The sequence below is a fragment of the Streptomyces sp. NPDC059861 genome (genome assembly GCF_042731435.1).
GTDB lineage: Bacteria > Actinomycetota > Actinomycetes > Streptomycetales > Streptomycetaceae > Streptomyces.
This window is the reverse complement of the sequence record NZ_JBHWJQ010000008.1, coordinates 88487-110366: the sequence shown is the minus strand read 5'-3', so window position 1 is coordinate 110366 and position 21880 is coordinate 88487. Positions and strand designations below refer to the sequence as shown.

19 protein-coding genes, 1 tRNA gene and 1 pseudogene are annotated in these 21880 nt (G+C 70.7%); 10 read left to right on the top strand and 11 right to left on the bottom strand.

All coding sequences use genetic code 11. The annotated features are described in order from the left end of the window. Positions 1 to 361 precede the first annotated feature (361 nt). The 5 genes from ACFV6X_RS09825 to ACFV6X_RS09805 form a co-directional block, all read right to left on the bottom strand. Positions 362 to 2485, bottom strand: coding sequence for a SpoIIE family protein phosphatase (locus ACFV6X_RS09825; RefSeq protein WP_385380191.1), 2124 nt, complete (start codon positions 2483 to 2485; stop codon positions 362 to 364). A gap of 167 nt (positions 2486 to 2652) precedes the next feature. Further along, positions 2653 to 3003, bottom strand: a complete 351-nt coding sequence (locus tag ACFV6X_RS09820; RefSeq protein WP_385380188.1) for a MerR family transcriptional regulator — start codon at positions 3001 to 3003, stop codon at positions 2653 to 2655. A gap of 256 nt (positions 3004 to 3259) precedes the next feature. Beyond that, positions 3260 to 3535, bottom strand: a complete 276-nt coding sequence (locus tag ACFV6X_RS09815) for a CBS domain-containing protein (RefSeq protein WP_385380185.1) — start codon at positions 3533 to 3535, stop codon at positions 3260 to 3262. A gap of 62 nt (positions 3536 to 3597) precedes the next feature. Next, positions 3598 to 5106 (bottom strand): DEAD/DEAH box helicase, encoded by a 1509-nt coding sequence (locus ACFV6X_RS09810; RefSeq protein WP_385380182.1) that lies wholly within the window; start codon positions 5104 to 5106, stop codon positions 3598 to 3600. A gap of 233 nt (positions 5107 to 5339) precedes the next feature. Next, positions 5340 to 5543, bottom strand: coding sequence for a cold-shock protein (locus ACFV6X_RS09805; RefSeq protein WP_030224351.1), 204 nt, complete (start codon positions 5541 to 5543; stop codon positions 5340 to 5342). A gap of 1059 nt (positions 5544 to 6602) precedes the next feature. Between ACFV6X_RS09805 and ACFV6X_RS09800 the strand changes: the two genes are divergently transcribed. From ACFV6X_RS09800 to ACFV6X_RS09790, 3 genes and pseudogenes are all read left to right on the top strand, one after another. Continuing rightward, complete coding sequence (locus ACFV6X_RS09800) at positions 6603 to 7409, top strand: hypothetical protein (RefSeq protein WP_385380179.1); 807 nt, start codon at positions 6603 to 6605, stop codon at positions 7407 to 7409. Positions 7410 to 7419: 10 nt separating this feature from the next. Further along, a pseudogene (locus ACFV6X_RS09795) lies at positions 7420 to 7761 on the top strand (UTRA domain-containing protein); the annotation flags it as partial. 46 nt (positions 7762 to 7807) lie between these two features. After that, a complete protein-coding gene (locus tag ACFV6X_RS09790; protein ID WP_385380176.1) occupies positions 7808 to 7990 on the top strand; it encodes a hypothetical protein in 183 nt (60 codons plus the stop codon). A 69-nt stretch (positions 7991 to 8059) separates the two neighbouring features. Here ACFV6X_RS09790 and ACFV6X_RS09785 read toward each other — a convergent pair. Further along, a tRNA-Gly gene (locus tag ACFV6X_RS09785) sits at positions 8060 to 8133 on the bottom strand. A gap of 538 nt (positions 8134 to 8671) precedes the next feature. Here ACFV6X_RS09785 and dcd point away from each other — a divergent pair. Both dcd and ACFV6X_RS09775 read left to right on the top strand, forming a co-directional pair. Then, on the top strand, positions 8672 to 9247 hold the full coding sequence (gene dcd / locus ACFV6X_RS09780) for a dCTP deaminase (RefSeq protein ID WP_067436944.1): 576 nt from the start codon (positions 8672 to 8674) through the stop codon (positions 9245 to 9247). Positions 9248 to 9396: 149 nt separating this feature from the next. Then, a complete protein-coding gene (locus ACFV6X_RS09775; RefSeq protein ID WP_385380173.1) occupies positions 9397 to 9894 on the top strand; it encodes a phosphoribosyltransferase in 498 nt (165 codons plus the stop codon). 86 nt (positions 9895 to 9980) lie between these two features. On the opposite strand, the gene ACFV6X_RS09770 is transcribed toward ACFV6X_RS09775, so the two are convergent. Further along, positions 9981 to 10970, bottom strand: coding sequence for a Yip1 family protein (locus ACFV6X_RS09770; protein ID WP_385380170.1), 990 nt, complete (start codon positions 10968 to 10970; stop codon positions 9981 to 9983). Positions 10971 to 11118: 148 nt separating this feature from the next. Between ACFV6X_RS09770 and ACFV6X_RS09765 the strand changes: the two genes are divergently transcribed. Next, positions 11119 to 11448 carry an antibiotic biosynthesis monooxygenase family protein gene (locus ACFV6X_RS09765; protein WP_385380167.1) on the top strand — a complete coding sequence of 110 codons (330 nt, stop codon included), beginning with the start codon at positions 11119 to 11121 and terminating at the stop codon, positions 11446 to 11448. 109 nt (positions 11449 to 11557) lie between these two features. On the opposite strand, the gene ACFV6X_RS09760 is transcribed toward ACFV6X_RS09765, so the two are convergent. Then, a complete protein-coding gene (locus tag ACFV6X_RS09760) occupies positions 11558 to 12223 on the bottom strand; it encodes a hypothetical protein (RefSeq protein ID WP_385380164.1) in 666 nt (221 codons plus the stop codon). Between the two features lie 295 nt (positions 12224 to 12518). Here ACFV6X_RS09760 and ACFV6X_RS09755 point away from each other — a divergent pair, with 295 nt between their 5' ends. Continuing rightward, entirely contained in the window at positions 12519 to 12842 is a 324-nt protein-coding gene (locus tag ACFV6X_RS09755; protein ID WP_385380161.1) for a GYD domain-containing protein, read from the top strand. 499 nt (positions 12843 to 13341) lie between these two features. Here the strand turns inward: ACFV6X_RS09755 and ACFV6X_RS09750 are convergent, their stop codons facing one another. From ACFV6X_RS09750 to ACFV6X_RS09740, 3 genes are all read right to left on the bottom strand, one after another. Further along, on the bottom strand, positions 13342 to 14532 hold the full coding sequence (locus tag ACFV6X_RS09750) for an NAD(P)/FAD-dependent oxidoreductase (protein ID WP_385380159.1): 1191 nt from the start codon (positions 14530 to 14532) through the stop codon (positions 13342 to 13344). 102 nt (positions 14533 to 14634) lie between these two features. Next, positions 14635 to 15579, bottom strand: a complete 945-nt coding sequence (gene sigJ / locus ACFV6X_RS09745) for an RNA polymerase sigma factor SigJ (RefSeq protein WP_385380156.1) — start codon at positions 15577 to 15579, stop codon at positions 14635 to 14637. Between the two features lie 174 nt (positions 15580 to 15753). Further along, entirely contained in the window at positions 15754 to 18036 is a 2283-nt protein-coding gene (locus ACFV6X_RS09740; RefSeq protein WP_385380153.1) for a (Fe-S)-binding protein, read from the bottom strand. A gap of 205 nt (positions 18037 to 18241) precedes the next feature. Here ACFV6X_RS09740 and ACFV6X_RS09735 point away from each other — a divergent pair, with 205 nt between their 5' ends. The 3 genes from ACFV6X_RS09735 (at position 18242) to grpE (ending at position 21859) form a co-directional block, all read left to right on the top strand. Further along, positions 18242 to 19270 carry an MraY family glycosyltransferase gene (locus ACFV6X_RS09735; protein WP_385380150.1) on the top strand — a complete coding sequence of 343 codons (1029 nt, stop codon included), beginning with the start codon at positions 18242 to 18244 and terminating at the stop codon, positions 19268 to 19270. 94 nt (positions 19271 to 19364) lie between these two features. After that, on the top strand, positions 19365 to 21203 hold the full coding sequence (gene dnaK / locus ACFV6X_RS09730) for a molecular chaperone DnaK (RefSeq protein ID WP_385380147.1): 1839 nt from the start codon (positions 19365 to 19367) through the stop codon (positions 21201 to 21203). Then, a complete protein-coding gene (gene grpE / locus ACFV6X_RS09725) occupies positions 21200 to 21859 on the top strand; it encodes a nucleotide exchange factor GrpE (protein ID WP_385380144.1) in 660 nt (219 codons plus the stop codon). The genes dnaK and grpE overlap by 4 nt, the downstream gene beginning before the upstream one ends. Positions 21860 to 21880 lie beyond the last annotated feature (21 nt).

Sequence of the window (21880 nt, the reverse complement as noted above, 5' to 3'; positions counted from 1 at the left end):
ACGACGCTCCCCGGTCCGGCCGTCTGGAACGCGCGGCTGCCGGACCGGTCGCCCATCCCCACACGCGGGCGCCGCCTGCGCCGCACGGCCGTGCGGTACGGCCCGGTGCTCGACCTCTACGGCAGCCTGGAACTCGTAGGATTCGGCGCCTTCATGCACCTGCTGCACGCCACCGGCGACCACCGCACCAGGCACCCGCGCTCCGGCGGCGGCGCCCAGCCGACGTCTCCGGGCCGATCGTCGCCGAGCTCTGCCGGCCCACGCCCGCCGCGCCGCCGTCGCCGAGCGCCGGCAGCGCCACCAGCAGCACCAGCAGCCACCGCGGGTCTGCCGCGGGTCTGAGGCGTGGCCGGGCGGGGTGCTAGCGCGGGTTGATGACGAGCAGGGCGACGTCGTCGCTTCGGTGTGCGCACTCCTCGGCGTCCCGGACCAGGGCGTCGGCGAGGGCCTCCACCGGCTGGTCGCCGGCCCGTGCGAGCCGGGCGGCGAGCGCGTCGACGACCTCGTCGAGGTCGACACCGGGCACCTCGACCAGGCCGTCCGTGTACAGGACGAGCACCGCGCCCGGCGGCAGGGCGATCTCGGTGGCCGTGTAGGTCGCGGTGGCGTCGATGCCCAGCAGCAGACCGGGCGGCAGGCGGAGCACCTCGGTACGGCCGTCGGGGTGGCGCAGCACGGGCGGCGGGTGCCCGGCGGTGGCCAGGCAGGCGCGCTGGTGCGCGAGGTCGAGATGGACGTAGAGGCAGCTGGTGAACAGGCCGGGGTCCAGGTCGGTGAGCAGGCGGTTGGTCCGGTCGAGGACCTCGCCGGGACTCGAACCGGCGGTGGCGTGGACCGCCGTCCGGACCTGGCCCATGAGCGCGGCGGCCTGCACGTTGTGGCCCTGGACGTCACCGATGGCCGCGGCGGCGGTCGTGTCGTCGAGGCGGATGAGGTCGTAGAAGTCGCCGCCGATGCCCATGCCGTGACCGGCGGGGAGGTAGCGGGCGGCCACGTCCAACCGGGACATGCGGGGCAGGGTGTGGGGCAGCAGACCGGCCTGCAGGCTGTGGGCGAGCCGGTTCGTGGCGTCGTAGAGGCGAGCGCGGTCCAGCGCCTGGGCGATCAGGCCGGCCAGCGAGGTGAGGACGGCGCGCTCCTCGGGGGCGAAGGGGTGGGGCCGGTCGTAGCCGAGGACCAGCGAGCCCACCGGGCGGCCCGAGGTGATCAGGGGCAGGAAGGCCCAGGCGGCCAGGCCGTCCTGGAGCACCGCCGGAGGGTAGGCGCGGCGCAGCTCCGCGAAGGCGGCGAAGAAGGAGGGGACCCCGGTGGTCAGGCAGCGCACCGCAGGGGTCTGCGAGGTGAGGGACACGGCGTCGAAACGGCTCATGAGGTCGGCGCTGTAGCCGCGGTGGCCGATGATCCGCAGCCTGCCGTCCTCCGCGGTCATCAGGGCGAGGGCCTGCGCCCCGGTGGCCGGCAGGACCAGGTCGGCGACCCGGTCCACCACGTCCTGCACCCCTGCGGCCTCCGTAAGGGTCGCCGCCAGGTGCATCAGGTGGTACAGCGCGGCGGTGCGGCCCGTGGCGGACGGCGGCGGGGGATGGGGCGACAACGCCGTGTCCGCGGCCTGCGCCGCCAGCACGGGGGCGATGCGCACGCTGACGCCCGAGGCGTCCGGATAGAGACGGAAGGACAGCCAGGTGTCGGGTGGCCGCAGTGCGGTGAAGGACGTGGGCCGGCGACTGAGCACCGCGGCCCGGTAGCGGTCCTGGGCGACGGGGTCGTTCAGCCACGGCAGCGCGTCCCAGGGCCGGGCCCCCAGCAGCTCGGGCGGTCCGGCACCGAGGAGGCAGGCGGCGGTGGCGGTGACGAAGGCGATGCGGCCGTCCGTGTCCAGCGCGCAGCAGCCGCCGGGGAGGCGCTCGGCGAAGTCGAGCCCGGACTGGGTCTGTGGCGGCTTCGCGGCGTCGGTCCCCGGCGGGGGCACCAGGAGGGGTTCGGCGTCGTGCACCACGGGTCGGCCGTTCTCGGCGGCGGTCCGCAGCAACAGGCCCATCCGACGGCAGACGTCGTCGATCACGTCGCGCTCCCGGCCGCGCAGCTGCGTCGGGTGCGAGCCGGGCCACTGGAGCACGAGCCCGCCCCATTCCGTGCCCTCGGTGGTGATCGGCGCGGCGGCCAGCGCGAAGGGATAGGGCAGGACGAGGGCCATCTGCGGATAGCGGCGGGCGACCTCTTCCTGACTGCCGAGCCACACCAGCCGGCGTTCCCGCACGGCGTCGGCCACCGGGGTCGCGGCACCGAGGGCGACCCGTTCCCACGGCGCGGCCACTTCCGAGGGCACCCCGCTCAGCACCGCCAGCCGCAGCACCCGCGCGCCCGGTTCCGGCAGATACACGGCACCCACGCAGGCACCGCTGTCCCGCATGCCCCGCACCAGGGCACCTGCGAGCTGCTCGGTCCCGAAGCCCGTCCCGGCCGAGGAACGGGCGGTGTCACGCACACCCTCACCCCCTGCCGCTCTACGGGGCAGTCACCCTCACACCCTGCGCATACATAAACGGACGATACGCCCGGACGGAGGGGGTGGCATTCCGGTGGCATTCCGGCTGCGTCCGGTGCTCCGGCGGCGGTGCCGGGTGTCGCGCCCACCCGCCCGCGCCCACGTGATCAGCTCGAAGCGGTACCGCGCCCTTCGGACGCCTCGTCCGCGGCGCGGCGGTACTCGGCGTTGATGCGCTGAGCCTCCTCCAGCTGGTCCTCGAGGATGACGATGCGGCAGGCGGCCTCGATCGGGGTTCCTCTGTCGACGAGCTCGCGGGCCCGCGCGGCGATCCTCAGTTGGTAGCGGGAGTACCGGCGATGTCCGCCTTCCGAGCGCAGCGGCGTGATGAGACGAGCCTCACCGATGGCCCGGAGGAAGCCGGGGGTGGTGCCGAGCATCTCGGCGGCCCGGCCCATGGTGTACGCGGGGTAATCGTCGTCGTCCAGACGATCGCTGAGTGGAGTATCTGCTGCCATGTCACCTCGTTGTGCAACGCGTCGAGGGGCCCTTGCGCCGTACGGCACCAGGGCCCCGGGGCAAATTCAACACCATCCGCCCGCTTCGACGCCGTGCCGACCGTGTGTTCCACCGCCCGCTCAGGACCCCGCACACGAAACGCCGAGGTGGCGAGACGACGGTGAGGGCCCTGCCGACACGCGTCGGCAGGGCCCTCACCGGGTCTTCGATGGCGGTTCGCGCCTGTTGCTCACACCCCAGGGACGAGAGGAGGGATCAGCCCGCGAGGCCGAGGACGTCCCGCAGCCGGACCCGGTCCGTGTAACCGGGGCTGTCGCGGAGCACGGCGAGCCGGGCCAGGGTGATCAGGTCCGTGCCCTGGTCGTCCCGGTCACAGAGGACGAGGTGATCGACACGGGCCCCCGCCATGAGGGAGAGAGCCACCTCGATCGTCATGTCGTCACTGACCCGGGGCCCGGACGCGTCCGCGTCGTCGGCCACCACCCTGAGGGAGCGATCCCCTGCACGGTGCTGCGTCGGAGCCTGCGTCATACGTGCCTCCTGCGTCATGCGTGCCTCCTGCGGAAGGGGGTGAGCTCGTGATCACAGCGGTTCTAGGCAGCCGAGCCGGAGGTGGACCGCCGCTGCGTCCTGCGGCGCGCCGCGTCGCCGACGGGCCGGCCCTGTCCGGTACGGCTCCGGCGGCCCCGGCGGCTCTGGGACGAGGAGGACCCGCCGCTCGGGCGTTCCACGGGCGGCGCGGTGACGACGACCGGCACACCGGAAGGCGCCTGGGCGCCGGTGATGCGGCTCAGCTCCGCCTCGCCCGAGCGCACCGGGGTGATGCGCGGGGTGATGCCTGCCGCGGTCATCAGCCGGCTCATGTCGCGACGCTGGTCGGGGGTGACCAGGGTGACGACGCTGCCGGACTCGCCGGCGCGGGCCGTACGGCCGCCGCGGTGCAGGTAGTCCTTGTGGTCGCTGGGCGGATCGACGTTGACGACCAGGTCGAGGTTGTCGACGTGGATCCCGCGCGCCGCGACGTTGGTCGCCACCAGCACCGTCACATGCCCGCTCTTGAACTGGGCCAGCGTCCGCGTGCGCTGCGGCTGGGACTTGCCCCCGTGCAGGGCCGCCGCGCGGACACCGCTGTTCAGCAGGTGCTTGGTCAGCCGGTCCACGGCGTGCTTGGTGTCGAGGAACATGATCACCCGACCGTCGCGCGCCGCGATCTCGGTGGTCGTGCGGTGCTTGTCCGCGTCGTGCACGTGGAGGACGTGGTGCTCCATCGTGGTGACCGCGCCCGCCGACGGGTCGACGGAGTGGACCACCGGGTCCGACAGGTAGCGGCGCACCAGCAGGTCGACGTTGCGGTCCAGCGTGGCCGAGAAGAGCATCCGCTGCCCACCCGGACGCACCTGGTCCAGCAGGGCGGTGACCTGGGGCATGAAGCCCATGTCGGCCATCTGGTCGGCCTCGTCGAGGACCGTGATGTCGACGGCGTCCAGCCGGCAGTCGCCCCGGTCGATGAGGTCCTTGAGCCGGCCCGGCGTCGCGACGACCATCTCGGCCCCGGCGCGCAGCGCGCTCGCCTGCCTGCCGATGGACATGCCGCCCACGACGGTGGCCAGTCGCAGGCTCACGGAGCGGGCGTACGGGGTGAGCGCGTCGGTGACCTGCTGGGCGAGCTCACGGGTGGGGACGAGCACGAGGGCGAGCGGCTGGCGCGGCTCGGCCCGCTGACCCGCGGTCCGGGCCAGTACGGCGAGGCCGAAGGCGAGGGTCTTGCCGGAGCCGGTGCGGCCCCGGCCGAGCACGTCCCGGCCGGCCAGCGAGTTGGGCAGCGTGGCGCCCTGGATCGGGAACGGCACGGTCACGCCCTCGTGGCCGAGCGTGGCCAGCAGCTGCGCGGGCATGGCGAGATCGGCGAACGAGTCGACGGCGGGCAGCCCGGGGGTGATCGTCTTGGGCGGTGCGAACTCGCCCTGCAGCGACCGGCCGGCCGGGCGGTTTCCGTTGCCCTTGGAACGGCGCGGACCACCGGAGCGGGCTGTGCCGCCGCCGGCACCTCCTCCGAAGCGCTCGGATGTGCGGGATGTACGGGATGTGCTGGCACGCTTCATGCGGAACCTTCCTTGATGAGGCGCGTATCAAGGAATTCCCGCAGCGGTTGAGCGGCGCAGAGAATCTCGAGACGAGCCGAAGTCGATGCGGGCCGAGTCGAACCGACGGGGAATGAGTCACCGATCGGTGACGTGGTGGAACCTTCCCGTCGTGCGCCCTGAAAAGCAGCGAGCCGGGGCCCGCACCCCAGAGGTGCGGGCCCCAGCTGCGAAGTATTGCGTCAGCGCCGGTGTCAGGCGGGGACGATGTTCTCGGCCGTCGGGCCCTTCTGGCCCTGCGCGATGTCGAACGACACCTTCTGGCCTTCCTGCAGCTCGCGGAAGCCCTGGGCGGCGATGTTCGAGTAGTGGGCGAAGACGTCGGCGCCGCCGCCGTCCTGCTCGATGAAGCCGAAGCCCTTTTCCGCGTTGAACCACTTCACGGTGCCAGTAGCCATTTCAATTCTCTTTCGGAGGCGGTTTCAGGAATTAACCGAGTGTCAATTCCTTGTCGCCGTGATGATTACCCCGTCGGAAATGAATCTTCTGGCAACCACACCTGCAACTGAGATCGACAGTAGCACGGTGCGATCGGCCCTGCACTGTCGATGATTTCGATCAGGTCGACGGCTCGGGAATACTTGCCGGGCCCCGCACCTATTTCTCATGCCGCAAGCACAGATATTGCCCTCCGCCGGCGCGGCCTTCCTGTCACGCACCTCGGTGCACAGCCCCGTGACCTCCGTGGATGGGGGCCGCGCCACCAGCCCCGCCGCCGACACCCGGCACCACGGCGCACACGTCAGGAATCCACCACCGCGACGAAGGTCACATCGCAGCGCGCCCCGGCCCGTGCCCGCGACAGGGCCATGGCGCCGGGCGGCGTTGCGGAGGCGACCTGCCGGTTTCGGCTGTCGCGGTCCCTGGGGCGCAGAGCCTCACCGATCCGGATGCTGCTGTCCCGGCGCACCAGGTCTTCGTGATGTGTGCCGAGGCGTCCGGAACGCTCGGCCCTGGCTTGCCGACTGGGAGAAGCAGACCGGGCACCTCAGCGACCGACGTCTCGCCGAGGCGGTTGCGGAATGGGAGTACGAGCTTCTGGGAGACAGCCTGCCGTGGAGCGTCGGCCGGTACGAGCACGACGAGGAGGAGATGCGCGCCGAACTGGTCGCCTGGCTCCTCGGCCCCGCCGCGGTGCGGCTCCGCGAGTCGGGCGCACCGGCGGACCTGCAGCACCGGATACCACTGCTCGGACTCACCGGCGAGACCGCTGGATGGATCCGCACTGGCCCGGACACCGCTACTGACGGCCAGCCGGCCGTGTACCCGACGGCGTGCATGGAGGCGTTACTCGGAGATACGAACGGCTCTGACCAGCCCAGATGCCGTGGGCTTCTGTCGTTGCCGGTCGGTGCCGGCCAACCTCGCACGTGGGGGCGTCGCCGTATGGGGTTGTCGGTGGCACGTACTAACGTGCCGCAGCGTCCCGTCGATCTTTGTATGCCAGAGGAGCCACGATGCCCGGAGACCCACCCGAGCTGCCCGGGACGGATCTGCGCACCCTGATACCGGAGTACGCGGGCCTTGCCCGGGGAACCACCCTCCTCAACCCGGAGCCCGGCGACCCCGGCGAGCGGGAGAGCTCGCTGGGAGGCCCGCTGCTGTGGCCCGCGGACGAGCCGTGGCCATACTGCGCGCAGGAAGACCACTGGACGTACGGGTCCGACTGGCGCAACCACACTGAGATTGTCCCGGGCGCGGTGCCGATGGTGCCGATCCTCCAGCTGTTCGCCCGGGATGTGCCGGGGTTGGAGTTCCCGGAGGGCAAGAATCTGCTGCAACTGGTGTGGTGCGCCTTGATACATGACGAGCATGATCAGGGTCTGGTGATTCCGCAGCTGTATTGGCGTAACGAGGCGGAGGTCGTGGCCGGAGGGCTGTCCGAGATCCCCAAGGCGAGCGAGGGGGAGTACGACGAGGACAACATGCCGACACCGTCCACGTTGTCCCCGACCACCGCGGAGGACTTCCCGAGCCGGCTCGATCTGCCCGAGGACATGCGGGGGACCTGGGAACCTCGCTTCCGGCTGTCGGGCGGCGGGTCCATGTGGCCACCCGACTCCAACATCATCGGAACGAAGGTCGGCGGCTGGCCCGCCTGGACGCAGCCTGCCGACTGGCCGGACTGCGAGAGTGGACACCGCATGGAGCACCTTCTGACCATCACCGGCGACATACAGTTGGGCGACTGCGGCGGCGTCTACTTCTTCCAGTGCCGCCAGTGCCCCATCCTCCCGTGGGACTGGCGCTTCGACTGTCACTGACAGCTGAGGTCGGGTGACCAATAACCAGGACGGGCCCATCACCTTGCCCTCCTCGTGGTTCGCACCGGATGTGGGGCAGCGCGCGCCCAAGCTCCTGGAGCCGGAGCGGATCCAGGAAGGCACCCTGACGTACGTGGAGAACATGACTGGGCGGCAGGGAAGTTACGCCGAAGATCGCATGTGCGCCCGGACAGCGACGGACGAGGAAGCCGCTGACCTGCCCGACGCCAACTCGGCCGTCTTGGTCGTGCATCACGTTGTCCTCGATCTCCAGGACCGCCCGCTGGAGTTCGCCGAAGCCACCTACCCGCCGCACCGTTGGGCGTTCGAGCAGGGCGACCCGCTCTCCTGACAGACAGCCAGTTGACAGGAAGGGCAGGCGCCGGCGCTTCGGTGCGGTGCGTCAGGACCGGTCCGGGAAGTGGACGGCGTCCTGTCTCGCGCCCGACGGTGAGCGGGTTCGCGCTCCGGAGACCTTCGAGACCAAGAAGGACGCCGAGATCTGGCTGTCCCAGGGCGAGGCTGATCTCAGCCGCGGGGACTGGCGTGCTCCTGACGCGGCCGCCGTGGACTTCCGGTAGTACGCCGAGAAGTGAGTCGAGGAGCGGGACAACAAAGAACCCCCAGGTCAATGACCTGAGGGTTTCGCGTGGAGCGGGTGACGAGAATCGAACTCGCGCTCTCAGCTTGGGAAGCTGATGTTCTACCATTAAACTACACCCGCGTAAGACGCCGACCGAGGTCGGTGTCGGAATGCTCGCTTACTGTACCTCATCGCAGGCCCCCGGTGCTGAGACCGCGGGGCCTGTGGCTGTTCAGGGGATGGGATACGGGTGCGGGGCGCGGGAGTTGGGGCGTACGGTGGGGGTGCGGGAGAGGGGCTGGGCGGGGTCGGAGTGCCGCCTGGAGGGCCGTCCCATTCATCCCGTAATGTGGCCTTCCTCGTCAGGGCGTCAGCCAGACGCGGCTCTTTGGGGAAGGGACTTCAGGACTTGATGGAGCGCACCGTCGTCCGTTGTGCCGATGGGCACGTGTTCACCACCGCTTCGTTCCCGATGCAGCAGGCCGATCGCCTCGGCCCTGGTCGGCTCCTGCGTTGTCCGCGCTGCGCGCGGTTGCGCAGTGTCGTGCCGGTGAGTCTTCAGAAGCGGTAGAGGCAAGCGGTAGGGACAAGAGAGAAACCGAGAGACACAGGTCTCGCCGTGGGCGCGTGGAGCCGTCGCGATTGTCGTGGCTCCGCGCGCCTTGCGTATCCTCGGGGCGTGCTTCTCTCAGACAAGGACATCCGGGCCGAGATCGACGCCGGGCGGGTACGGATCGATCCCTACGACGAATCCATGGTGCAGCCGTCGAGTGTCGACGTGCGGCTCGATCGGTACTTCCGGGTGTTCGAGAACCACCGGTACCCACACATCGACCCCTCCATCGAGCAGGCCGACCTGACGCGGCTGGTCGAGCCAGAGGGCGACGAACCGTTCATCCTGCACCCCGGCGAGTTCGTGCTCGCCTCGACGTACGAGGTCATCACGCTCCCCGACGACCTCGCCTCCCGCCTGGAGGGCAAGAGCTCGCTCGGGCGGCTCGGGCTCGTCACCCACTCCACCGCCGGATTCATCGACCCGGGGTTCTCCGGGCATGTGACCCTGGAGCTGTCCAACCTCGCGACGCTCCCCATCAAGCTCTGGCCCGGCATGAAGATCGGCCAGCTGTGCCTGTTCCGGCTCAGCTCGCCCGCGGAGTTCCCGTACGGGAGCGAGCGGTACGGGTCTCGGTACCAGGGGCAGCGCGGGCCCACCGCCTCCCGGTCCTTCCTCAACTTCCACCGGACCCAGGTCTGAGCCCCGTGGCCCGGTCAGTTGCTCCGCAGTCAGTGACGCCGCAGTCCCTGAGTTGCTGAGTTGCTGAGTTGCTGAGTCCGTGAGTCCGTGAGTCCCTGAGTCCCGTGGGCCCCGAGGCCTTCCCTGAGCGACAGAGTGACATCAGTTACATGAGTGACCTACGAGAGAACCTCACCTACGAGCAGTTCGGCGTCGCCGTGCGCGAGCTGGCGCAGGCCATCGCGGACGACGGGTACGAGCCCGACATAGTGCTCAGCATCGCCCGCGGCGGAGTGTTCGTGGCCGGCGGGTTGGCCTACGCCCTCGACTGCAAGAACATCCACCTGGTGAACGTCGAGTTCTACACGGGCGTGGGCACCACCCTGGAGATGCCGGTCATGCTGGCGCCCGTCCCCAACGTCGTCGACTTCTCGGACAAGAAGGTCCTGATCGCCGACGACGTCGCCGACACCGGCAGGACGCTCAAGCTCGTGCGCGACTTCTGCCTCGACGCCGTCGCCGAGGTGCGCTCCGCCGTCATCTACGAGAAGCCCCACTCCCTGGTGCAGTGCGAGTACGTCTGGAAGCGCACCGATGAGTGGATCAACTTCCCGTGGTCTGTTCAGCCGCCGGTCGTGAAGCGTTCCGGGCAGGTGCTCGACGCCTGAGCGGGCGAGGCGGCCGGTCGGGCGTCGCGGAAAGGGCCCCCGGCGGGATCGCCGGGGGCCCTTCCTGTGGTGTCGGGGGACGCGGGCTACACCGTGCCCAGCTTCACGATCGACAGCAGCGCGATCAGCTGGATCGCCGACGCGCCCAGCGCCTTCGGCCACGGCAGGTCGTGCGACTTGGACACCATCAGCGTCAGCAGGGCGCCGCCCGCGACCCAGGTGGCCCAGCCGAGGATCTGCACGAAGGGGGCGTCGCCGCCCAGGAACATCGCGACGACCAGACGCGGCGCGTCCGTGATGGACATGATCAGCATGGAGAGGCCGACCGTCGGCTGCCACGCCCCGTCGCCGCCGAGCTGGCGGGCCAGGGTGTGGGTGACCACGCCCAGGATGAACGCGCTGATGACCATCGCGACGGCCGTGGTCAGGACGATCGGGATGGCGTTGGAGAGGGTGGCGTTGATCGCGTCCTCGCGGGCGCCGTCGAAGCCGAAGACCGCGATCAGGCCGTAGAGGAAGGTCACGATGAGGGCGGGGCCCCACATCGTGTAGTCGCGCATCTGCAGGAACGTCTGGTTGGGGGCCATGACGATGCCCCTCAGCAGGTCCTTCCAGTGCAGCCGCGGGCCGACCGGGGCGGCCGGGGCCGCGCCGGCGCGGTAGGTGCCGCCCTGGTTGAAGGGGTCCTCGCCGACCGAGAAGGCCTGCGTGTGGCCCGGGTTGTTCGCGGCGTACGGGTCCGGCCCGCCCTGCTGGTACGCGCCGTCGTCGCCGAAGTACTCCGGCTCGCCGCCGCCCGGACCGCCGTACCCGCCGTTCGTCTGCGGCCAGGGGGCGTTCCCGTAGCTCTGCTGCCCGGGGTGCGGGTGCGGCCGCGGGGCCTGCGGGTAGCCGTACGACGGCCCCGGCGCCTGCTGTCCGTGCGGGGGGTGTTGCGGTCGCGTGTGCGGGGCGCGGTCGTTCCGGCCGCCTCGTCCGATCCTGAATCCAGCCACGTCATCGAACGTACCTGGTCTCGGCAAGCGGTGGGCGGGGCCCGGGGTTTCGGGCCGGGCTTTGCTGCCGAGCTGTGACATCCCTTACGGACCTTTCGTGGAGATCCCTTACGGGCCTCCCCGCGGATTCCACAGAACCCTCCAGGACGTCCCCTACGGGACCTGTGCCACCGCCGCCGCGCTGGGCCGGCGGCCTGCCTTGAGGGCGGACACCGGGCAGGATGGAGCCATGAGCGTAGTCAAGATCAATGTGCTGACCGTTCCCGCCGAGCAGCGGGAGGTCCTGGAGAAGCGGTTCGCGTCCCGCGCGCACGCGGTCGAGGGTTCCGACGGCTTCGAGTGGTTCGAGCTGTTGCGTCCTGCCGAGGGCACGGACAACTACCTGGTGTACACGCGATGGCGGGACGAGGAGTCGTTCCAGGCGTGGATGGAGGGGCCGATGAAGGCCGCCCACCAGGGTGGTGGGTCCGGGGAGGGCGGGGAGCGGCCCAAGCCTGCGGCCTCGGGGTCGACGCTGTGGTCGTTCGAGGTGGTGCAGCAGGCCGGGCCCAAGGGCTGAGCCGGGCCCAAGGGCTGAGCCGGGCCCAAGGGCTCACCGGGGTGGGGGACGGGGCCGGTCGCCGGGCCGGTCGAGGTCGTGGGCCGGCGCGGCAACCCAGCCGCACGGCTCAGCAGTTCCCCCAGGTCTCCGAAAGGGCCGCGGGGATCTGCGGGATGTCACCGCAGCCCCGGGCCCCAGGGGGGAAGCTGTCGCTGGCGACGTAGGTCCAGCCGCCCGCGGAAGTGGTGCGGAAGTACTTGGTGACGCTGCCCTCGTCCTGCATGGCCACGAGTTCGTCGAGCGTGGCGCCGGGGGTGGCCTGGAAGCGGGTCGCCGCGTAACGGACGTCGCCGCACTGACCGTAGAAGAACTGCCGCGGCGCCGGCTGGATGTGGCGGAAGCGGGGGAAGCTGCTCTGGTAGGCGCCGGTGACGGCGGTCTTCACGTCGCTGCCGGCGTTGAGGTTGCGGCAGCCGGGGTCGCTCGCGGGGGTGGGGCGGGTCGCGGGGGGCGTGGGGGATGCGGCCGTGACCGGGTCGGCGGAGGGGCGCGACGGTGCGGGGGTGGCGGCGGCCGGGCTCGTGGGAGTGGAGTCGGCCGGGGTTGCGGGCGAGCCGGTCGCGGCGTGGCCGTCGGCGGAGGTGTCCGCGACCGGGGAGGCGTTCACGGCGGGCGAGGCGGAACGGTCCGGGGTGGACCGGGAGTCCGACGACCCCGACGATTCCTGGCACCCGGTCAGCAGCAGGACCCCACTCATGACCGCCATCACCGACGCACCTCTGGGACCAGGCATCGCGCATCCTCTCCTCGACGGACGAGTCACGGGCCGGCACCTGTCCGAACCGTGGGAACGGGTGCCGCCGGCGTGCGGCCGGCGAGTGACTCGTTCCTAGACACGCGGCACAGCTGGGGGGTTGTGGGGAGAGGGATGCGGGAGGGTCTCGGTTCCGTCACGTGCGGGTACCGGGGTCGGTGGGACGATCACTTCGGGATCCAACGAGTGAATCCAGGCGCTGGGTGCGTGGGGGTCCCGCGGGCGGCGGGAAGGGTCATGGGGCACACCCGACCAGCGCCGGCAGGGAGCCCCCATGGCGAAGTTCCTCATCCAGGCCACCTACACGCCCGAGGGCACGAAGGGGCTGCTCAAGGAAGGCGCGAGCGGGCGTCGTGCCGCCGTCGAGCAGGTCGTCACCGGGCTCGGCGGGACGGTCGAGACGATGTACTTCGCCTTCGGGGAGGACGACCTCGTGCTCATCGTCGACTTCCCCGATCCCGTCTCCATGGCCGCCGTCAGCCTCACCGTCAAGGCCAGCGGTGCCCTCCGCACGCGGGCGACCCCTCTCCTCACCCTCGACGAGATCGACGAGGCCACCCGTCGGCAGGTCCCCTTCCGCGCCCCTGGCGGTGCGTGAGCCAGGTCCGGCACGCCTGCGCGTGAGCCGATCCCGGGTGTGAGCCGACCCGGCGCGGGCACCCTCCTGGCGAGAGCGCCCGCCGTACCGGTGAGGCCGCCCGCCGTACCGGTGAGCCGTCCGCTGTGGTGGCGAGGCCGTCCGCTGTACCGGTGAGGCCGTCCGCCGTACCGGTGAGGCTGTCCGCTATGGCGGTGAGCCGTCCGCCGTACCGGTGAGGCCGCCCGCTGTGGCGGTGAGCGGTGCGCCGTACCGGCGAGGCCGCCCGCGGTAGCAGTGAGCCGCCCGCCGTATCGGCGAGGCAGCTCGCCGCACCGGTGAGCCGTGCGCCGTATCGGTGAGGCCGTCCGCCGTACCGGTGAGGCCGCCCGCTGTGGCGGTGAGCGGTGCGCCGTACCGGCGAGGCCGCCCGCGGTAGCAGTGAGCCGCCCGCCGTACCCGAGAGGCAGCTCGCCGTACCGGTGAGGGCGCGTCCGCCGTACGGTGAGGCCGCCGCCTCTCAGGCCGCCGCCGACGGCACCCGCGCCGCGGCCCCCTGCACCACGCGGCGCCGCCTGCTCGGCATTCCGAGGGTCGGGTTGGCGACGCCCCATGCCGCGCCCTTGCAGACCAGTTCCTTGTAGACGGCGGCGAGTCGTCCCGTCAGGGCCGCCCGCAGGGCGCGGTCGTCGGCGGTGACGTACTGGATCACGCCCTCCTTGCGGCCCAGCGAGATGCACTGGTTGAAGTACCGGAGCGGCGTGTTCGGGAGCTTGCCGCCGGTCAGGCGGGCCGCGACCGCGTCGGCGGCCTGCCACGCCGTGGGGATGCCCGACGCGCACGACATCCGCAGCGGCTTGCCGCCGGGGCCCGCGACCTCGGCCGCGTCGCCGATGACGTACACGTCCGGGTGCGAGACCGACCTCATGGTCCCGTCGACCACGATCCGGCCCGTGCCACCGGCCTCCAGGGTCGTGGCCCGCGCGATCGGGTGGACGGCGAAGCCGGTGGTCCACACGGTGACGGCGGCCGGGATGGACGTGCCGTCGGCGGTGACGACGTGGTCGGGCTCGACGCCGCTGACGGCGGTGTGCTCGTGGACGGTGATGCCGAGCTTGCCGAGGACCTTCCGCAGATGCCGGCGGCCCTTGGGCGAGAGCCAGTCGCCGAGGCCGCCGCGCGCCGCGAGGGCGATGTCGAGATCCGGGCGGGCCTCGGCGAACTCGGTCGCGGCCTCCAGTCCGGTGAGACCGCCGCCCACCACGACCACGCGCTGTCCGGCGTCCAGCCGGGCCAGGCGCTCGCGCAGTCGCAGGGCTCCGGGGCGACTGGCGATCTCGTGGGCGTGCTCGTCGGTGCCGGGGACGCCCTGGCTGTTCCAGCCGCTGCCGAGGGCGTACACGAGGGTGTCGTACGCCAGTTCCTCGGCGCCGTCCGCGCCGGTGACGGCGACGGCCTTGCGGTCGACGTCGACGCCGGTGACCTTCGCGACCTTCAGGACGACGCCGGTGCCCGCGAACATCTCGCTGAAGGGCCGGGGCCTGAGGTGCCGGCCGGCCGCGAGCTCGTGCATCCGGACGCGCTCGACGAAGTCGGGTTCGGCGTTGACGAGGGTGATGACCGCGTCTTCGCGGCGCAGCCGCTTGGCGAGGCGTCCGGCGGCGACGGCTCCGGCGTATCCGGCTCCGAGGACGATGATGCTGTGCTGCATCTGCATGCTCCTGTCTTGAGCGGGTTCGCCCCTTGAACCGGGCAGCCCGCCGTTTCCTGACAGGAACGTGCTGTGAAGCAGCTCACACCGGAGCGGCAGGGGTCAGAAGGCGTGGAACAGCGGCCTGCCGTGGTCCTCGGCCGCCCACCGCCTGGTCGCGCGTTCGAGCTTGTCGGGGTTGACCTGGTTACGGAACGCGGCGATGCCGTCGGCGGTGATCTCCAGGCACATGACGCCGACGACCCGGCCGTCGAGCACCGCCACGATCGCGGGGCCGCCGTTGGAGGTCGTGACGTGGACCTCGGGCGAGCCGCCGACCATGTCGCGCTTGGCCTTGGCCGGTTTGAACAGGCCCCGCATGAACTTCGCGACCGCGAGGGCGCCCTCGAACGCCTTGGCGCGGGCCGGGATCTTCCCGCCTCCGTCGCCGATCGCGACGGCGTCCTGCGTGAGCAGCCGGACGAGCGGCTCGGTCTCGCCGCTGGTGGCGGCCGCGAGGAACTCGTCGACGACCCGCCGGGCGGCGGCCGCGTCGATCTCGCTGCGGGCCTTGCCGTCCGCGAGGTGCTTCTTGGCGCGGTGGAAGATCTGCTGGCTGGCGGCCTCGGTGAGGTCGAGGATCTCGGCGATCTCCCGGTGCGGGTAGTCGAACGCCTCCCGCAGCACGTACACCGCGCGCTCGCCGGGCGAGAGGCGCTCCAGCAGGGCGAGGACCGCGTACGAGACCGACTCGCGCTGTTCGGCGGTGTCGGCCGGACCGAGCATCGGGTCGCCGGCCAGCAACGGCTCGGGCAGCCACTGGCCGACGTAGGCCTCGCGCCGCGCGCGGGCCGAGGTGAGCTGGTTGAGGCACAGATTGGTGAGCGCCTTCGTCAGCCATGCCTCGGGGACCCTGATCCGGCCGGTGTCGGCGGCCTGCCAGCGCAGGAACGTCTCCTGCACGGCGTCCTCCGCCTCGCTCGCGGAGCCGAGCAGACGGTAGGCGATGGCCTCCAGGCGGGGCCTGGAGGCCACGAACCGGTCGACGTCGTTCACCGTCAGGGCCATGGACCGGATCCTAGCGAGGTGCGTGGCCACCGTCGGGGCGCGGTCGGTAGGTGAAGGGGTACCGCCAGGCGCCGTGGGTGGTGGAGTCGACGCGGTCGCCGGTGGAGACGCCACCGACGCCCCCGTCCGTCAGGACGAGGGCGTCAAAGTGAGCGGCATGGGCCTCGGGGGCCGTCACTTCACCGGTTCCGGCTCCGACTCGGTCTCGGCGTCCGCCGTGCCCTCCGGGGTGACCGGGGTCTTGACGGAGTCGAGGAGGAGCTGGGCGACGTCGACGACCTGGATCGACTCCTTGGCGGTGCCGTCGTTCTTCCGGCCGTTCACGGAGTCCGTGAGCATGACCAGGCAGAACGGGCAGGCGGTGGAGACGATGTCCGGGTTCAGCGAGAGGGCTTCGTCCACGCGCTCGTTGTTGATGCGCTTGCCGATCCGCTCCTCCATCCACATCCGCGCGCCGCCGGCGCCGCAGCAGAAGCCGCGTTCCTTGTGGCGGTGCATCTCCTCGTTGCGGATGCCGGGCACGCTGGCGATGATCTCGCGCGGCGGCGTGTAGATCTTGTTGTGGCGGCCCAGGTAGCAGGGGTCGTGGTAGGTGATGATGCCCTCGACCGGGGTGACCGGGATCAACTTGCCGTCGTCGACCAGGTGCTGGAGCAGCTGGGTGTGGTGGATGACCTCGTAGTCGCCGCCGAGCTGCGGGTACTCGTTGGCGATCGTGTTCAGGCAGTGCGGGCAGGTCGCGACGATCTTCTTGGCGGCCCTGGGCTTGCGGGACTCCTCGGTCACCTTGCCCTCGTCGTCCAGCTCCTCGCCGAACGCCGTGTTGAGGGCCATGACGTTCTCCATGCCGAGTTCCTGGAACAGCGGCTCGTTGCCCAGGCGGCGGGCGGAGTCACCCGTGCACTTCTCGTCGCCGCCCATGATCGCGAACTTCACACCCGCGATGTGCAGCAGCTCCGCGAAGGCCTTGGTGGTCTTCTTGGCCCGGTCCTCCAGGGCGCCGGCGCAGCCGACCCAGTACAGGTACTCGACGTCGGTGAGGTCCTCGATGTCCTTGCCGACGACCGGGATCTCGAAGTCGACCTCCTTGAGCCACTCCAGGCGCTGCTTCTTCGCCAGGCCCCAGGGGTTGCCCTTCTTCTCCAGGTTCTTCAGCATCGTGCCCGCCTCGGACGGGAACGCCGACTCGATCATCACCTGGTAGCGGCGCATGTCGACGATGTGGTCGACGTGCTCGATGTCCACCGGGCACTGCTCGACGCAGGCGCCGCAGGTGGTGCAGGACCACAGCACGTCCGGGTCGATGACGCCGTTCTCCTCGGCGGTGCCGATCAGCGGGCGCTCGGCCTCCGCGAGTGCGGCGGCCGGGACGCCGGCCAGCTGCTCCTCGCTCGCCTTCTCCTCGCCCTCCGTCGTCTTGCCGCCACCGGCCAGCAGATAGGGCGCCTTGGCGTGCGCGTGGTCACGCAGCGACATGATCAGGAGCTTCGGGGAGAGCGGCTTGCCGGTGTTCCAGGCGGGGCACTGCGACTGGCAGCGGCCGCACTCGGTGCAGGTGGAGAAGTCCAGCAGGCCCTTCCAGGAGAACTGCTCGACCTGGGAGACGCCGAAGACGTCGTCGTCGCCGGGGTCGGTGAAGTCGATCGGCTTGCCGCCCGACGTCATCGGCTGGAGGCCGCCGAGGGCCGTCCCGCCCGTCGCCTCGCGCTTGAACCAGATGTTCGGGAACGCCAGGAAGCGGTGCCAGGCCACACCCATGTTCGTGTTCAGCGAGACCACGATCATCCAGACGAACGAGGTCCCGATCTTGATCATGGCGACCAGGTAGACCAGGTTCTGCAGCGTGCCGACGCCGAGGCCCTTGAAGGCGAGGACCAGCGGGTACGACGCGAAGTACGACGCCTCGTAGTGGTCCACGTGGTGCAGGGCGCCCTCCAGGCCGCGCAGCACGTAGATCGCCAGGCCGATGGTGAGGATGACGTACTCGACGAAGTACGCCTGGCCCGACTTGGAGCCCGCGAAGCGGGACTTGCGGCCGGGCCGCGACGGCAGGCTCAGCAGCCGGATGACGATGAGGACGGCGATGCCCAGGATCGTCATCACACCGATGAACTCGATGTAGAGCTCGAACGGCAGGAAGTCGCCGATGACGGGCAGCATCCAGTCGGCCTGGAAGAGCTGGCCGAACGCCTGGGCGAGAGTCGGCGGCAGTGTCAGGAAGCCCACGGCCACGAACCAGTGGGCGACGCCGACGATGCCCCATCGGTTCATACGGGTGTGGCCGAGGAACTCCCGTACCAGCGTCACACTGCGCTGGTAGGGGTTGTCGGTCCGGGTGCCGGCGGGTACGGGCTGGCCCAGTTTGAAATACCGGACGAACTGACCGATGGCGCGCGCGAGCAGGGCGACGCCGACCACGGTCAGGACCAGCGACACGATGATCGCGGCGAGTTGCATTTGGGGGCTCCTCGGGCCTGCGAGGGAGATTACTAAGCGGTAACTTACCCAGTCCGTCTGAGACTACCCGCATCCCTCGTCGCACTGTAGCCAGGCATGGAGTGATCTGAATCGCTGAGGGTCGCCTCACGAACCGAACGCGTTACCTCGCGAACTGAACGTGTTATTCGTACCAAATTGATAGATTCACGCCTAATTTAAGACCGTGCTCTACGGCATCGCCGCCGCTGTCGCGGCCCTCTTCCTCGCCTCGCTGCTCACGGCCGTCCTGCGCGCCCTCGCGCTGCGCCTCGGACTGCTCGACCGGCGCCGCCGCACCCGCCCCGTTCCGCTGCTCGGCGGAGTGGCCGTCGTGCTCGCCACCCTCGCCGTCGCGGGCACCGGCGAGTGGACGGGGGTCGCCCCGCTCGGCTCCGGCGTCGGCAGGCTCCTGGTCGCCGCCGGCGCCGTCGCCCTGCTCGGGCTGATGGCGGACCTGTGGCGGCTGCGGGCCCGGCTGCTGCTGTGCGGTACGGCGGGGGCGGCGGCCTGCGTGGTGCCCTACGAGGAGATCGGCGTCGTCGGCGGGGTGCTGGCCGTCGGGTGGATCGCCGCCGTCGCCGTGGCCTTCCGGGCGCTCGATCACGCGGACGCGCTGGTGGGGACCGTCGGAGTGGTGACCGCCTTCGGGGTGGGGGTGTGCGCGGCGGTCGAGGTGATGGACGGGCTCGCGGTGCTGCTGAGCGTGCTGGCGGCCGCGCTGACCGGGTTCCTGATGCACAACTGGCATCCCGCGCGGATCGCGCTCGGCGCGTGCGGGGCGCTGTTCACCGGGTTCGTGCTCGCCGCCGCGGTTGTGCTGACCCGGGCGGGGTACGCGCCGGGGAGTTCCGCGGGCCCGCTGTTCGCGTTCACCGCCGTGGTGAGCGCCGACGTCCTGCTCGTGGTGCTGGCACGGCGGCTGACCCGGCGGCCCGGCCCCGACCATCTGGCGCACCGGCTGCGGCGGTTGGGGCTCACTCCGCAGGGTGTGACCGTGGTGCTGGGCACCCTCGCCTTCGCCGGGGTGCTCGTCGGCGTCCTGGTGCACACCGGGTGGGCGGGCGAGGCCGCCGTGCTCGGCGTCGCGGGGGCCGCGCTGCTCCTCGTACTCGGACTGCTGCGGGTGAAGACGCGCGCTCGGCTGACGGAAACCTCCGTGCATCCTTCCGCGTCCTTGCAGGTCACGGGGCACCTGCGTGTAAGGAACGGATAAGAGTTGAGTCGGTACGACTCAGGTCTGTTGACCCCGGCGCGGACGTCATGCACACTTGAGCCTGTTCCACTCAAGTCAGCTGGAGGAATCAACCATGGCACGTGCGGTCGGCATCGACCTGGGCACGACTAACTCCGTCGTCAGCGTTCTGGAGGGCGGCGAGCCCACCGTCATCACCAACGCCGAGGGTGCCAGGACCACGCCGTCCGTCGTCGCCTTCGCCAAGAACGGCGAGGTGCTGGTCGGCGAGGTGGCCAAGCGCCAGGCAGTGACCAACGTCGACCGGACCATCCGGTCGGTCAAGCGTCACATGGGCACGGACTGGAAGATCGAGCTCGACGGAAAGCCCTTCAACCCACAGCAGATCAGCGCCTTCGTGCTGCAGAAGCTGAAGCGGGACGCGGAGGCCTACCTGGGCGAGAAGGTGACCGACGCGGTCATCACCGTCCCGGCGTACTTCAACGACGCCGAGCGCCAGGCCACCAAGGAGGCCGGTGAGATCGCCGGTCTGAACGTCCTGCGCATCGTCAACGAGCCGACGGCCGCCGCCCTGGCGTACGGCCTCGACAAGGACGACCAGACCATCCTGGTCTTCGACCTCGGTGGCGGCACGTTCGACGTATCGCTGCTGGAGATCGGCGACGGCGTCGTCGAGGTGAAGGCCACCAACGGTGACAACCACCTCGGTGGTGACGACTGGGACCAGCGCGTCGTCGACTACCTGGTGCAGCAGTTCAAGTCCGGTCACGGCGTGGACCTGGCCAAGGACAAGATGGCGCTGCAGCGCCTGCGTGAGGCCGCCGAGAAGGCGAAGATCGAGCTGTCGTCCTCCACGGAGACCTCGATCAACCTCCCCTACATCACCGCCTCCGCCGAGGGCCCCCTGCACCTCGACGAGAAGCTCACCCGCGCCCAGTTCCAGCAGCTGACCGCGGACCTGCTGGAGCGCTGCAAGACGCCGTTCCACAACGTCATCAAGGACGCCGGCATCCAGCTCGGCGAGATCGACCACGTCGTCCTCGTCGGTGGCTCCACCCGGATGCCCGCCGTCGCCGAGCTCGTCCGCGAGCTGACCGGCGGCAAGGACGCCAACAAGGGCGTCAACCCGGACGAGGTCGTCGCCATCGGCGCCGCGCTCCAGGCCGGTGTCCTCAAGGGTGAGGTCAAGGACGTCCTGCTCCTCGACGTGACCCCGCTGTCCCTCGGTATCGAGACCAAGGGCGGCATCATGACGAAGCTCATCGAGCGGAACACGACGATCCCGACCAAGCGGTCCGAGATCTTCACCACCGCCGAGGACAACCAGCCCTCCGTGCAGATCCAGGTCTACCAGGGCGAGCGCGAGATCGCGGCGTACAACAAGAAGCTCGGGATGTTCGAGCTGACCGGTCTGCCGCCGGCCCCGCGCGGTGTCCCGCAGATCGAGGTCGCCTTCGACATCGACGCCAACGGCATCATGCACGTGACCGCGAAGGACCTGGGCACGGGCAAGGAGCAGAAGATGACCGTCACCGGTGGCTCCTCGCTGCCGAAGGACGAGGTCAACCGGATGCGCGAAGAGGCCGAGAAGTACGCGGAGGAGGACCACGCCCGCCGCGAGGCCGCCGAGTCCCGGAACCAGGGCGAGCAGCTCGTCTACCAGACGGAGAAGTTCCTCAAGGACAACGAGGACAAGGTCCCCGGCGAGATCAAGACCGAGGTCGAGGCCGCCGTCGCCGAGCTGAAGGAGACGCTCAAGGGCGAGGACACCGCCGAGATCCGCACCGCCACGGAGAAGGTCGCGGCCGTCTCCCAGAAGCTGGGCCAGGCCATGTACGCCGACGCCCAGGCGTCCCAGGCCACCGCGGGCGGCGCTTCCGGGCAGCCCAAGGCCGACGACGACGTGGTCGACGCCGAGATCGTGGACGACGAGCGCAAGGACGGTGCCGCGTGACGGAGGAGACCCCGGGCTTCGACGAGAAGCCCGACGTCCCCTCCGGCGCCACTCCTGACGACGCCGAGCCGCAGGCCGCCGCCCCCTCCGCGGAGGAGGGGGCGGCCCCGGCCGGGGACGCGAACCAGACAGCGGCTCTGGTGGCCCAGCTGGACCAGGTGCGCACCGCGCTCAACGAGCGCACCGCGGACCTCCAGCGGCTCCAGGCCGAGTTCCAGAACTACCGCCGCCGGGTGGAGCGCGACCGGATCACCGTCAAGGAGATCGCGATCGCGAACCTCCTGACGGAGCTCCTGCCCGTGCTCGACGACATCGGGCGGGCCCGGGAACACGGCGAGCTGGTCGGCGGCTTCAAGTCCGTCGCCGAGTCGCTGGAGACCGTGGCGGCGAAGATGGGCCTTCAGCAGTTCGGCAAGGAGGGCGAGCCCTTCGACCCGACGATCCACGAGGCCCTGATGCACTCGTACGCGCCGGACGTCACGGAGACGACCTGCGTCGCGATCCTCCAGCCGGGGTATCGCATCGGCGAGCGCACCATCCGCCCCGCGCGGGTGGCCGTCGCCGAGCCCCAGCCGGGCGCGCAGACCGTGAAGCCCGCCGACGAGGGCGACGCGCAGGCCGACGACAAGGAGAGCGGTGGCCCGGACGAGGGCTGACGTTGAACGGATGAGAGAGGA